Below are 12,729 nucleotides of genomic sequence, written 5' to 3' on the forward strand. Positions count from 1 at the left end.
TTCGTCGGTCCCCACAGCAGCCTGATATTTCTTGCCACCTCCGGCGGCCCCCAAAAAAGCGTGTCATTTTTATAAAGAATATTTTTTCAATTATGAAACTACATGTTTAAACATATATGCTATATTATTACTTGTGAAAGGGGTACAGATATGAAAATGCCATTCCTTCCTTTTTAACTCTTAATGAAGGTTGCGATACATCCTCATATCGTTGCCAGAAGTTTTAATCGCATTCCGAAACGAGATTGCCCCCCTCAATCAATTTCGTTTCCCACCCTCAAATGCGTATCCCATTACAATAATTTACTTTGAATGCTTTTACTAATTAATAAATCCCTCTCTATTTGACAAACATGGAAACCCACAAGCATTCATATCTTATCCCCGACACTACTGGTAATGCCGCTACACATATTGTAGTAAAAAAACAGCCACGTCCCCCTCAGACAGGCTGTTTTTTTTTCTCATTTTCTCAATATTTATTCGAATGAATAGACAAAACAGGCTAGTAATCTATTTTTTGGATTACTAGCCTGTTTGTTTTAATGCTCGAAATCTGAATATATTTTGTCACACTCTTCTAATGTTCAGAAGCACCACTATTTGCATCAATTTTTACTTCAGGCTTAGCAGGCTCTTCAGATGCACCCGATGTTGCGTCAACTGTTGGCTTTTCTGAGGCACCGGAATTAGCATCTAATTTAGCATCAGGATCTTTAACTAACTTTTGACCCGTGGCTTTTAAATATTGGTCAACGATTGGCTTAATATCAACGGCCCATTCGTTAACACCTTTATAGTTGCCTTCTTCATCGTGCATTGCCTTGTAATAGTGCATAACATGATGTTTCTCGTCACTACCAGGCACGGCCATTGAAACAAGATCAGTCTTGCCACTTCTTAAAGTATTAATTACTTGTTTAACATGATTGATAACATGACTAATTTCAGGATGAACTGTATCTAAACTATCGCCAACTTGTGCAGGTGTCCGTTTAGCTAACATGTCTTCGGTTGGTAGGAAACGGTTGTAATAAATAAATTGATTATTTTCATCAACGTATGTTAATTCAATCGGAATTGTCTTCAAGAAATAGTTCAATTGGTTAACTGTCAATAAACCACTATCAAGTTTGACATAATCATTACCCTCGGCCGCATTAACTTTTTCAGAAGCCTTATCTAACCAGTTGTCAGCATTCATATCTACACCCTCAATCGTTGTGTCAGTGCCTTTTTTTGCGCTTAAATCTTCATCTTCGTAACCATTTGTTTGTCCAATCATATTAATCACCTCAGCAAATTTAATAAATTTTTGAATCGTTGACTGTAGAAAATCAATCGTTCCTTGATCCTTTAAATCGCCATTATCATAAAAGGCACTCTTAACATCGCCTAAAAGAAATTCATTGCCTGGCAAAACAATTGCATTAACTCCTGGAGCTTCTAAAATCTGTCGCAAATGAAGCTGGGCCCGTGACGAACCTTGAGTATGATAAGAAGCCCCAACAATCATTACTGGCTTAGCGTCAAATGGATGAACTTCGTAAGAAAGCCATTCAATCACGTTCTTTAAAGCAGCCGGTACCGTGTGATTATGCTCAGGTGTCGCAATAATTACTCCATCAGCGGCTTGAATTTTTTGACATAAATCCTGAATCACTGGACTGTCAGTTTGATCATCATCTTGGCAAAACATTGGCACATCGTTAATATTTAATACTTCCACATCAACCATGTCAGCAAAGTGTTTTGCAATGAAATTTAAAAGTGTTCGATTATACGATTGATCAGCAATCGAACCTGCAATACCAACTAATTTCATACTATCCCCCCTAACCTTTATCCCATGAAAATTGTTCAGCTTTTTGCTTGTTAATAGCATGAGCGTGATTCAACTGTTCTGAGATTTCAACAAATTGTAAAAAGTCTTTAAATAAACCATCTAATTGTTTAGTTTCAGCCGCATTAGTTAAATTCCCATTATCGTCAAAAGCTTGTAACGAATGCCCTAAGAGAAACTCTGAACTAGGCATAATCAGAGCCTTGAGTTCAGGTGAATCTAGGATTTGTCGCAACTGTGACTGAGCTCGTGATGAACCAAGTGATCCGTAAGATGCACCTGTGATCATCACTGGCTTGTCAACAAAAGGATGAATTCCATACGACAACCAAGCTAAGGTACTTGATAAAGCAGCAGGAATTGAATGGTCATATTCGGGTGTCGCAATAATTACTCCATCAGAATTTTCAATTTTCTTAGCAATCTCTAAAGCTTGCTTAGGAACAAATTGATCGAGACTCTTTTTAAAAATAGGCAAACCTTTGATCTCAACTAGTTCAATCTCGGCTTGATCTTGAAAACGTCGTTGCATGTATTTCAACAATTCGCGATTAGTTGATTTATTTGAATTTGATCCAACAATAGCGATAAATTTTTTCATATCATTAATCATCCCATTTATATTTGTGTTGTTACGATAATTGTAAAATGTTTCACTAAATAAAGCAATATATTAATGTAATCGTTTTCTATATAAAATAATTATATCTGTTTCTAAATATTACGCTTCCAAGAGCAACAAATTGCGTTACATCAAACTAAATTTATCTTTTAAACCACTAGTAACAATCGCCTCTAAATCCTTAGTTACAAACACTGCTTCAATTCCTGGCTGTGCTTCAATCAAAGCCTTGCCTTTTTCGATTCCTTGATAAAAGCCAATTGTCGACCAGACCTCACCGTCAATGGATTTGTCACTAACAACAGTGACACTCTCAAGATTGTTTTTGATTGGATAGCCAGTTTTTGAATCAAACATATGATGATATTCATGACCATCAATTACTAATCTACGTTCATAAATTCCAGAAGTACCAATCGATTTAGCAGTTGTATGAATTGCTCCTAAAGACACCGACCTTGGTTTAAGCGGATTTTGTACACCAACATTCCATTGTTTATCAGCATGTTGACTTGGTCCAACTAATAAAACATTGCCTCCAAGATCAATAATTCCGGTTTCGACACCACGTTTGAGCCAAAGCTGTTTGATTTCGTCAGCAATATAGCCTTTAGCAATACCGCCTAAATCAATCTCCATCCCTTTTTCTTCCAAAAAAACAGTTTGTTTTTCATCATCCAATTGGATTCGTTCGGGATCAATTAATTTCAAACGTTGCTCAATATCAGTATCACTAGGTTTGTTAGCACCTTTGAATCCAATTTTCCACAGCTTAACTAACGGACCGATGGCAACATTAAATCCTAAATGCTGACGACTAACCAAAACAGCTCGTTTAATCAAACCATATGTATCTTCCGGGACAGCTATCGCCTTGATACCAGCATTGTGATTAATTGACATCACTTCTGATTCATTACGATTAACTGTCAATTTATCTTCAAAATGTTGAATCAATGCATAACCTGCATCTAAATCGGCCTCACTAGCGGGAGCTGCCACCGATAAATTAATAGCCGTTCCCAAAGCATAATAACTTTTATTAATTAAGCTCATATCAATTCCTCAACTTATTTCAAAAAATATTTAATTTGTCTGAATGTTTCTATCATAGTCTTTTATGTCGATTTCGACAAAATGAACTTGTTCACAATATTTATAAATAGCGTTATATTAATCCTAACATTAACGAGATGTGCTGGTTAATTATTATTTTTTTGATATCCGCCTCTTTCAGGAACCAAAAATATAGGCTAATCAAATCAAAGAATAACTTAGTCGGAGGAACGGATAAATATTTACTGGCAGTGAAAGTGGCGTTAGAGCTTTAGCTCTTACACCACCGGGCGTGTTTTGAAATTCGCGAACCTTGCGAAGTTCAAAACCGAGGTCTGAGACCTTGGCTCAGGCCGGTCCGCACAGCCAGTAAAATATTTATCCGTTCCGGAGACGGCCCACCTCGTTAACTCTTAAAGGAAATGGAGTGAACGAAAATGTTTGAGGATTCAAATTTACAATGGAACGCAACTTATGATGTTATTGTTCTAGGTTTCGGTGGTGCTGGTGCAACTGCAGCTCGATTTGCGGCAGACAACGGTGCCAAAGTTTTAATCACAGATTCAGCTCCTGAAGGTCATGAAGGCGGCAATACTCGTTATGCTGGCCAAGTTATTTCTTCCGGCAGTAATCTCGACGATTTGCGTAAATATTATCAAGATCTAGCTTTTCCTTTGTCATATGATAAAGATTTGATGGAGACTTACGTTCAAGGACTATACAACATTCCTAACTATTTGGAAAAGTATCTCGGTGTAAAACCATTCATCATGGCACAACATCCTGATTCACCAGTTTCCAAAGCTTTACACTTTATGGCGCATGAATATCCCGAATTTCGTGGTCAAGCAACTCACGACTTAGTTGCAATGCATGAAGGTGTGGCCGATTCTGCTCTGTGGAAAAACTTGCGTCAACAAGTTCTCAAACGAGCCGATAAAATCGACGTCCTTTATCAAACACCAGCTGAACACTTGATTCAAAATCCTGCTACTAAGGCAATTATTGGAGTTCAAATCAAGCGTAACGATAAATTACTGAACGTTCGTGCAAACAATGGTGTGATCATGGCTACCGGTGGTTTTGAAAATAATCCAAAAATGGTCGAAAACTATCTTGGCGAAACAAGTTTGAATCCTATCGGTTCCTTATATAACCAAGGTATTGGTATCAAAATGGCTAGCGAAGTCGGTGCACAACTATACAATATGAGTAACTATGAAGCCTATGGTATTTTCCACGGACTAACACCAAAGCCTGCTAAGGGTCAACGTTCACAATTCTTACCATTTGATTGGCCTGCTTTCCACCAAGGCAGCTTAATTGTTGTCGGTGATGATGGCACACGTTACTTCGACGAAAATGAAATCCACCGTCATGGTCACATTCAAGATCATGGTAACTGGCGGATTCTCCAAGCACAACGCCATCCATATGTTGTCTTTGACCAAAAGAAATATGACGAACTAGCTAACGATAAAAACGCTCCTTATCCTGAATTCTTGGACTCGGTTGTTAAAGCTGACAATCTGGAAAGTTTAGCTCAAGTAATGGATGTCGACGTTAATAAACTACGTAATACAATCAAAGATTTCAATCATTTTGCTGAAGTTAAACGTGACTATGCATTCAACCGTGCAGCCGATACGTTAACAGCCTTTGACGACGGACCATATTATGCTTTAGCCATGGTTCAAGGACTCTTAAATACCCAAGGTGGACCCGTTCACAATTCTCAAGCTGAAGTTGTTGATAACGACAATAACGTCATCCCTCACCTTTACGCAGCCGGTGAACTAGGCAGTCTAATGGGACGTCAATATAACGGTGGTAGCAACCTCGCTGAAAATTTGATTTTTGGTAAAATTGCTGGTGAAAATGCCGCTAGTGTCAAATCCGAAATTAAACCTGATTCCACTGTTGATACTCAAACATCAGCCAGCGTTCATGAAGAAGGTTTAGGCTCAGATATTGCAGAAGAACATTTTGAAACTAAAGCCAACCAATATATCGGCAAATCAACGGCTGGTATGGGTAACGAAATTGTTGTCCGTGTCACTGCACCTGATAAAGATAATATTCAAAATATCGAAATACTTAAACAAAGTGAATCAGACGATTATGGACTAAAGGCAGTCAAAGAATTACCTCAAGAAATCGTCGCTAAAAACTCTGTCGATGTCGATACTGTTTCTGGTGCCTCAGCCTCAAGTAAAGCCATTAAGGAAGCTGTTTCAAATGCATTAGCTCAAATCAAATAAAAAAATACTAGTGAATAAATTTAGTTATAAAACCGATTAAAAAATAGGAGTAGATAAATTTCATGGAAATTTATCTACTCCTATTTTTGATTTTATTATAATTAGATTTCAAACGATTGAGACCTTAGCTATGTAACACTAAAGATAACTAATATACTAGCCTCTGGGTGCAAGAAATGTTGACGCTGACAAAATTTTAATAAAAAAGATTAGCACTTTTAACAAATGCAACATTATTTTGAGCAATACTTCCGTGACCAGAATCTTTGTAAATAATTAACTCACTATTGGTTAATCTTTCATGCAAATCATAAGTATTAGGTGTAGTTGGAACCATGATATCGTGGTCTCCATTGACTACTAGAATTGGTTGTTTAATTTTTGATAAATCAGCCTTCGAATCTTCACCCCAACGTTTAATCGCATGTAATTGTTTGCGATATGCAAACCAATTTATCGTTTTATCACGATTATCTTTACGAATCTTCAAGCGTGAAATGAAGGCACTCGCACTATTTTTACCATTAGATGTTCTGGTGAAAAACAAATAAGTTTTTACATCTTTAAAGTTTGCAATTGCTCTTAACAATTCAAAATCAGATATCTTAATTATGTCGGAAATTCCTTGACCACCTCGTGGACCTGTTCCAGCTAAAATTGCCTTTTCCACAAGAGCTGGCTTTTGTTCCATTAATTCTTGTGCAACCATGCCACCCATTGAAAAGCCTAATATGTTCACCCGCGAAAAACCTAAGGCATTAATAAAATTAACCGTATCTTCAGCCATCCCTTGAATAGTATCTGGGACATTCCCTGTTGAACCACCAACACCCTGATAATCAAAAGTAATGATCCAGTGATCCTTCGCCAAGCCATCAATAATAACCGGATCCCAATTATCCAAATTAGCTGATAAATGATTCAAAGCGATAATTGGCACACCATTCTTTTCGCCTAATTCCCGATACACATATTCCACACTGTTAGAAGCTAAAATTCGTTTGTTTTCTGCTTTAATATAATGCATTTCTGTCATTGAGTATTCTCCATTAGTAGTTAAAATTTAATAAGAACTTTTCCTTTAGGGTGACCAGTTTGTGCGTAATTTATTGCTTCATTAATATCTGATAGTTTAAATTCAGTTGGATCAATAGCTGGTTCAATTTGATTAGCTTCAACAATTTGAGTAATTTTTTGCAATTGTTTCCCATCACTTCGAACAAAAATAAATCGATAATCAACGCCAGCTTTTTTGGCTTTACTATCCAGATTTAGCCCAGCAATTGTAAATAAAGTTGTTTTTAAGAAAGAGAAATTGTGGTCTTGGGCAAATTTACGGTTAGGACCCATTATTAGTGAAAGGATCCTTCCGTTCGGCTTCATAATTTTTAATTCATGATCTAATTCTTTTTTTCCGATGGTATCAATAACATAATCAATATCGCTTAAATGTTCCCAATAATTTTCTTTACGATAATCAAAATATTGGTCAACACCCATATCTAAAGCTGATTGTTTCGAACGAGCATTCCCACTGACCATAACTTTCAATCCAAGCTCTTTAGCAATCGGAATGGCCATTTGTCCAAATGAACCAGATCCACCAGGTATCATGATACTTTTGCCTGATTGCACTTGTAGCTCTTCAGTCAAGCCTTGCAAAGCCGTTAAACCAGTCAAAGGAACGGCTGCACTGTGGTCAAAATCTAAATTCTTGGGTATAAAATAAATATCTCGATAATCAATCGCAACATATTCAGCAAATGCGCCAATTTTTGTTAGTGGTAGTCGGGAATATACCGCATCGCCAATTTTAAAATTCTTTACATTCCTACCAACAGACTCAATTACTCCTGATAATTCATTGCCCATTGTTAAAGGTAAGTTGTAATTTGCCATCAATTTAACAAAACCAGTTCCAATCAGTGTGTCCAAAGGATTGACAGCTGCAGCTTTAACTTTAACCAATACTTCATTGTCATTTGGTACAGGAACAGGAATATCTTTGACGATCAATTTAAAATTTTTATCATATTTCATTAATTGAGCTGCTTGCATTTAGAAAGTCTCCTCTTAATCTCAATAAGTAACTTTATCTTTATTTTGTAACCATATTAGCTTTTAAGGTTACAAAAGTCAAATAAAGTTACTTATGATGATTTTGTGTTAAAATAAATTAAATTATATAAAAAGGGATTACTTTCAAATATGGCTCAAAAAACTAGAGATAAAATCATTACAACGGCTGAAAAATTAATTATGCAGACTGGCAACTCTGACGTTACGTTAGATCAAATTGCGGCTGAATTAGGACTCTCACATGCTGCTTTATACAAACATTTCCGTAATAAACAAGCCCTTTGGGTAGCAGTAGCTACAACTTGGTTCAATCGTGAAATCATCAAACAAATTCACGTTTCAAACGGCACATCATCCGAGGAACAGCTTCATGAGTGGTTATGGGACTTTGTCAATGCTAAGAAAAAGACTTTCAATACGAATCCACAAATGTTTAATCTGAACACTGAATACATCGACAATAATCCGGCCGCTTTGCATAAAGTGCTTATTGGTGCTTATCAACAAATAAATGAAATTATGGATTACCCTGCTGATGACTATGAAAAAGCCGAAATAATTTTAGCTGCCTTTTCAATTTTCACATTGCCCAACTTTAAGGAAACTTGGAATGACGAGAAATATGATGAACGTTTCGAAATGCTTTGGAATCTAATAAAAAAAGGCCTCTAAAAACTGAAGCGTTTTTAGAAACCATCTATGATTGTTAAATATTTAAACTATTATTTTAACCGTCTCCCATTTATGCCATATTATGTCGCACACTAATGCTAAACTTGTGTCATAAATCGAAAGGCAGTGATCAGATGGATAGTCCAGCACGTGTTGCACAAATATTTTACAAAATGTTAAACGGCACTCATATTAATTTAGATGAAGCCGCCAATGAATATAAAAAATCTAAACGCACAATAAAACGTGATATGACGATAATTCATCGGGTAGTTCCCAAAGATTCTTTTCGTCATGATCTCAAAACCGACGATTACTACTTGTTACAAGGTGATGTTTTACCATTCGAGCAAGCTTTCGCCATTATGAAAGTTTTACTGGGCACACGAGCTTTTGGAAAAGCAGAAATGGCTGCTATTGGTCAAAGCCTAACTTCCCTCGTTGCGACGAAAAATCAAAAGGACATGACCGATATGTTATCAGCACTAAAAGGTGGCAGTTATCTGCCAGTCAACCATGACAACAATCTAATTGACCGCATCCAGAAGTTAAATCAGGCCATTAAACAACATCGTCCTATCAAATTTAATTATCACGACAGCAATCCCAAGGGACATTCTTACAAGGAAAATGTTGGTGTTCCCATCAGTCTATATTTTGCCAACTATTATTTCTACGTCATTATTTATCGCGAAAATTCTGATGATGAAAAAGGCAATGGTATTACTTACGTATATCGTCTCGATCGATTCGAAAAAATTAAAGTTATGCCTCGTAAACAACTCGAAATTCCCGATGATAAACGAACTGACGAAGCATCCATTCGTAACAAGTCATATTTATTAAATAGTGGTAATATTATTTCCTATGAATTTATTTATCGTGGCTACTATCCCGCTGCACTTGATCAATTGCCTAATTCCAAGGTCAAAAAAGACGCTGAAGGTGAGATTATTAAAACAGCTGATGGTGGAGTGATTATTTACGGTCAAATGTTCTTCAATGGAGCAAAAATGTGGGTTCATGGACAAGGTAATAAAGTTACCGTAAAAGCTCCCCAATCGTTGATTACTGCTGTTAAAGACGAATTGCAAGAGACATTGAATAGTTATCAAATCCACTAAAAAGAAGTGACTGTTATCAGCCACTTCTTTTTGTCTTTCAAAAATAATAAAATAATTAAACTGATTGATAAAATTTTAGCAGGAAATACATCTTATTTGTTACTATTTCACTACTTAATTACAATCTATTTTTAATAATTATTAATTTAGGGTTGTGGAATAGTTACTTGCTTCTGCCAATTATCTGGAAATCCTAATAAACATGAAACATCATTGATTTCAATGGAATTAAGTTGATTCGAAAGATGCTTGAATCTCTTTCTCAAAGTATTATTTAATACAGCAAATTCAGTATGACTTAGAAAACATTGCATACTTATAAATGTTGAAAAAGTTCTTTTCCTAAAACTATCTGAGCTTATTCCATACTTCTCATGCAATGAAGGAAAATACATTGAATCAGCACGACATTTAAAATCTAACAGTCTGTTATTATGGGCACAAATATTTCTAGTCTCACGTATATTATTAATAAACGAAATCATTATACTTGCGGTAAATGAATCATTAAACTCAGGTAAATTATCTTTAATAAAACTAACTAGATCTTTTGCAATTTTATTTTGTAAACTTTCTGGAACACATTTAATCATTGTAGATAATTCTCCGAAATCTAAATAATCAATAATTACCCATATAGGAACATCATTATAATGTCTTACATAGTGATTTATAGAACTATCAGAATACTTCTTTTGTTGATTTATTATTCTGGATAGTCTAGATATAATGTACCCTACATTTAAGGTTTCCGAATCAGAATAACAATTAATGTCTAAATACGAATAACGTTTATCTGGGTTAGCCTCAGCAAATCTATATGCAAAAATAGACTTTAGATGATGTTCTACATTTAAAATTGCTTTAAACATTGTTTGTTTAACCTCATTGTCAAATGCATAAAGATGGCATACTTCATCAAAATAGGTTCCCTCTATGTATTCATCTTCATTAGTTGAATTATCCATTTGAAAATACGTGCTGTAGCCATTAATGATATTGTAATAATTATTCGTTAACAAATACTGACCACATTTAGCATGATCAGGTATAATCATTCCCCTACTTTCTAAAATTTTTATTTGGTCTTCAATCATTTTAAATTCTTTTCGATTGTACAAAAAAATCCCTCCATTAATTAATAATGAAGGGACTCTTCCGCAATAGTCCCCGTAGGGATACTATCACTCATCTATGCCTTCATTATACTTTGAATCAATCATATGTCAATAATTATAATTCCATCTCCAATTAAGAACGTACGTTCTTTCTTAAGTATTATTATATTCTATATTCATATTAAAAGCATAGATTCTTACAAATTTTAACCGAATACAATCACAAATTTAGTACATATAGCAATCCGTTAACGTTCGTAAAAAAAAAGAGAAACGCTAAGCGTTTCTCTTGGGAGTTTGTATCATATTATTCGTTATCAAGAATGCCGTGTGCAGGAGTCGAACCTGTGACCGCCGGTTTACGATACCGATGCTCTACCAACTGAGCTAACACGGCTTAAAAAAATAGATCACATCTAATTCAATGAACTAGATGTAATCTATTCGACACCTAGGTAAATCCTAAGTATTTATAACTCCGGTTGTCAGACTCGAACTGACGACAACCTGATTAACAGTCAGGTGCTCTACCAACTGAGCTAAACCGGAATAATTTAACAGCTCTTTAACAGAACTATTAAATCTTATCAATTTATAGACTCAAGGTCAATAACTATTTGGCATTTTCTTTAGTAATTTTTGTTACGCCACCCATGTAAGGAACTAAAACATCTGGTATAGTTACAGAACCATCTTCGTTTTGGTAATTTTCAAGGATTGCAGCGACTGTACGACCAGCTGCAAGACCTGAACCATTCAAGGTGTGAGCCAATTTTGTCTTACCATTTTCGTCACGGTATCTGATGTGTGCACGACGAGCTTGGAAATCAAGACAGTTAGAACAACTTGAAACTTCACGATACTTGTCTTGAGCAGGCATCCAAACTTCAAGATCATATGTTTTAGCTGAACTGAAACTAGCATCCCCACTTGATAGCACGATAACGTGATATGGAAGTCCCAATTGCTTCAAAATATTTTCTGCATTAGCAGTTAATTTTTCTAGTTCGTTGTATGATTCTTCAGGCTTTGAAACTTTAACCATTTCAACCTTGTTAAATTGGTGCATACGAATCAAACCACGAGTATCACGACCAGCTGAACCAGCTTCTGAACGGAAACATGGTGTTAGAGCTGTAACATACTTAGGCAAGTCTTTTTCATCCAAAATCTTGTCAGCAAAATAGTTTGTCAAAGGAACTTCGGCTGTAGGAATCAAAGTCAATGGGTTTTCGTCAACTGTAACGGTATAAACATCTTCAGTAAACTTAGGGAATTGACTTGTACCAAACATAGCAGTGTTGTTAACCAAGTATGGAGGGATAACTTCTGTATAGCCTTCCTTTTGGTGTTGATCCAACATAAAGTTGTAAACAGCACGTTCAAGACGAGCACCCATACCAATGTAATAAACAAAACGTGAACCAGCAACCTTAGTAGCTTGTTCAAAGTCTAAGATACCTAGTTCTTCACCGATATCCCAGTGGTGACGAGGTTTGAAGCCTTCCTTAGGAATAGCACCGACTTTTCTAATTTCAACGTTAGTACTGTCGTCAGGACCAACAGGAACAGAATCATCAGGAATATTAGGTAAACGAACAAGAATATAGTTCATCTTACCTTCTGCCTCTTCAAGTTCAGTATCGATTTTTTTAATATCGGCACCAACTTGTTTCATAGCAGCGATTTCATCAGAAGCGTCTTCTTTATTACGTTTCTTAGTAGCAATACCTTGAGAAACCTTGTTACGTTTTTCTTTCAAAGTTTCAGTTTGAACAAGCAATTCACGACGTTTTTCATCGTATGAAAGTAATTCATCGATTTCGTCACTTGTAACACCACGTGAAGCAAGTTTGTTCTTGATGTAATCAGGGTCTTTTCTGATTAGTTTCATGTCTAACATAGATATTTTTCCTCCTCAAATTTAGAGAGCGAAGGACGACGCTTAGATTTC

At 35.8% G+C, this 12,729-nt stretch carries 10 protein-coding genes and 2 tRNA genes; 3 read left to right on the top strand and 9 right to left on the bottom strand.

What is annotated here, in order from left to right:
• Positions 1-580: 580 nt before the first annotated feature.
• The 3 genes from FD31_RS06475 to FD31_RS06485 all read right to left on the bottom strand — a co-directional run bounded on the left by FD31_RS06475 (position 581) and on the right by FD31_RS06485 (position 3,521).
• The gene (locus FD31_RS06475) at positions 581-1,825 is read right to left on the bottom strand and encodes an NAD(P)H-dependent oxidoreductase (RefSeq protein WP_057891956.1); all 1,245 of its coding nucleotides are present in this window, start codon (positions 1,823-1,825) and stop codon (positions 581-583) included.
• A 10-nt stretch (positions 1,826-1,835) separates the two neighbouring features.
• A complete protein-coding gene (locus FD31_RS06480) occupies positions 1,836-2,444 on the bottom strand; it encodes an NADPH-dependent FMN reductase (protein WP_057891957.1) in 609 nt (202 codons plus the stop codon).
• Between the two features lie 147 nt (positions 2,445-2,591).
• Positions 2,592-3,521, bottom strand: coding sequence for an FAD:protein FMN transferase (locus FD31_RS06485; RefSeq protein ID WP_057891958.1), 930 nt, complete (start codon positions 3,519-3,521; stop codon positions 2,592-2,594).
• A 437-nt stretch (positions 3,522-3,958) separates the two neighbouring features.
• Between FD31_RS06485 and FD31_RS06490 the strand changes: the two genes are divergently transcribed.
• Complete coding sequence (locus FD31_RS06490) at positions 3,959-5,782, top strand: FAD-binding protein (protein WP_057891959.1); 1,824 nt, start codon at positions 3,959-3,961, stop codon at positions 5,780-5,782.
• A gap of 196 nt (positions 5,783-5,978) precedes the next feature.
• Here the strand turns inward: FD31_RS06490 and FD31_RS06495 are convergent, their stop codons facing one another.
• Complete coding sequence (locus tag FD31_RS06495; RefSeq protein WP_235805336.1) at positions 5,979-6,818, bottom strand: alpha/beta fold hydrolase; 840 nt, start codon at positions 6,816-6,818, stop codon at positions 5,979-5,981.
• Between the two features lie 20 nt (positions 6,819-6,838).
• Positions 6,839-7,840 carry an NADP-dependent oxidoreductase gene (locus FD31_RS06500; RefSeq protein ID WP_057891960.1) on the bottom strand — a complete coding sequence of 334 codons (1,002 nt, stop codon included), beginning with the start codon at positions 7,838-7,840 and terminating at the stop codon, positions 6,839-6,841.
• Positions 7,841-7,990: 150 nt separating this feature from the next.
• Here FD31_RS06500 and FD31_RS06505 point away from each other — a divergent pair, with 150 nt between their 5' ends.
• Both FD31_RS06505 and FD31_RS06510 read left to right on the top strand, forming a co-directional pair.
• Positions 7,991-8,533 carry a TetR/AcrR family transcriptional regulator gene (locus FD31_RS06505; protein ID WP_057891961.1) on the top strand — a complete coding sequence of 181 codons (543 nt, stop codon included), beginning with the start codon at positions 7,991-7,993 and terminating at the stop codon, positions 8,531-8,533.
• Positions 8,534-8,667: 134 nt separating this feature from the next.
• Entirely contained in the window at positions 8,668-9,657 is a 990-nt protein-coding gene (locus FD31_RS06510; protein ID WP_057891962.1) for a helix-turn-helix transcriptional regulator, read from the top strand.
• A 146-nt stretch (positions 9,658-9,803) separates the two neighbouring features.
• On the opposite strand, the gene FD31_RS06515 is transcribed toward FD31_RS06510, so the two are convergent.
• From FD31_RS06515 to serS, 4 genes are all read right to left on the bottom strand, one after another.
• Complete coding sequence (locus FD31_RS06515) at positions 9,804-10,778, bottom strand: Abi family protein (protein ID WP_307724949.1); 975 nt, start codon at positions 10,776-10,778, stop codon at positions 9,804-9,806.
• A gap of 321 nt (positions 10,779-11,099) precedes the next feature.
• Positions 11,100-11,172: transfer RNA gene (locus FD31_RS06520), tRNA-Thr, on the bottom strand.
• A 79-nt stretch (positions 11,173-11,251) separates the two neighbouring features.
• Positions 11,252-11,324, bottom strand: a tRNA-Asn gene (locus FD31_RS06525).
• A gap of 64 nt (positions 11,325-11,388) precedes the next feature.
• Positions 11,389-12,678 (bottom strand): serine--tRNA ligase, encoded by a 1,290-nt coding sequence (serS, locus tag FD31_RS06530; protein WP_057891963.1) that lies wholly within the window; start codon positions 12,676-12,678, stop codon positions 11,389-11,391.
• Between the last annotated feature and the right edge of the window lie 51 nt (positions 12,679-12,729).

Source organism: Companilactobacillus nantensis DSM 16982 (assembly GCF_001435815.1).
Classification (GTDB): Bacteria; Bacillota; Bacilli; order Lactobacillales; family Lactobacillaceae; genus Companilactobacillus; species Companilactobacillus nantensis.

What these genes read in the sequence shown, in the direction of transcription:
- FD31_RS06510 (WP_057891962.1), top strand. Translation starts at nt 8,668, where the DNA reads ATGGATAGTCCAGCACGTGTTGCACAAATATTTTACAAAATGTTAAAC.
- FD31_RS06490 (WP_057891959.1), top strand. Translation starts at nt 3,959, where the DNA reads ATGTTTGAGGATTCAAATTTACAATGGAACGCAACTTATGATGTTATT.
- FD31_RS06495 (WP_235805336.1), bottom strand. Translation starts at nt 6,818, where the DNA reads ATGACAGAAATGCATTATATTAAAGCAGAAAACAAACGAATTTTAGCT.
- FD31_RS06485 (WP_057891958.1), bottom strand. Translation starts at nt 3,521, where the DNA reads ATGAGCTTAATTAATAAAAGTTATTATGCTTTGGGAACGGCTATTAAT.
- FD31_RS06475 (WP_057891956.1), bottom strand. Translation starts at nt 1,825, where the DNA reads ATGAAATTAGTTGGTATTGCAGGTTCGATTGCTGATCAATCGTATAAT.
- FD31_RS06480 (WP_057891957.1), bottom strand. Translation starts at nt 2,444, where the DNA reads ATGAAAAAATTTATCGCTATTGTTGGATCAAATTCAAATAAATCAACT.
- serS (WP_057891963.1), bottom strand. Translation starts at nt 12,678, where the DNA reads ATGTTAGACATGAAACTAATCAGAAAAGACCCTGATTACATCAAGAAC.
- FD31_RS06505 (WP_057891961.1), top strand. Translation starts at nt 7,991, where the DNA reads ATGGCTCAAAAAACTAGAGATAAAATCATTACAACGGCTGAAAAATTA.
- FD31_RS06500 (WP_057891960.1), bottom strand. Translation starts at nt 7,840, where the DNA reads ATGCAAGCAGCTCAATTAATGAAATATGATAAAAATTTTAAATTGATC.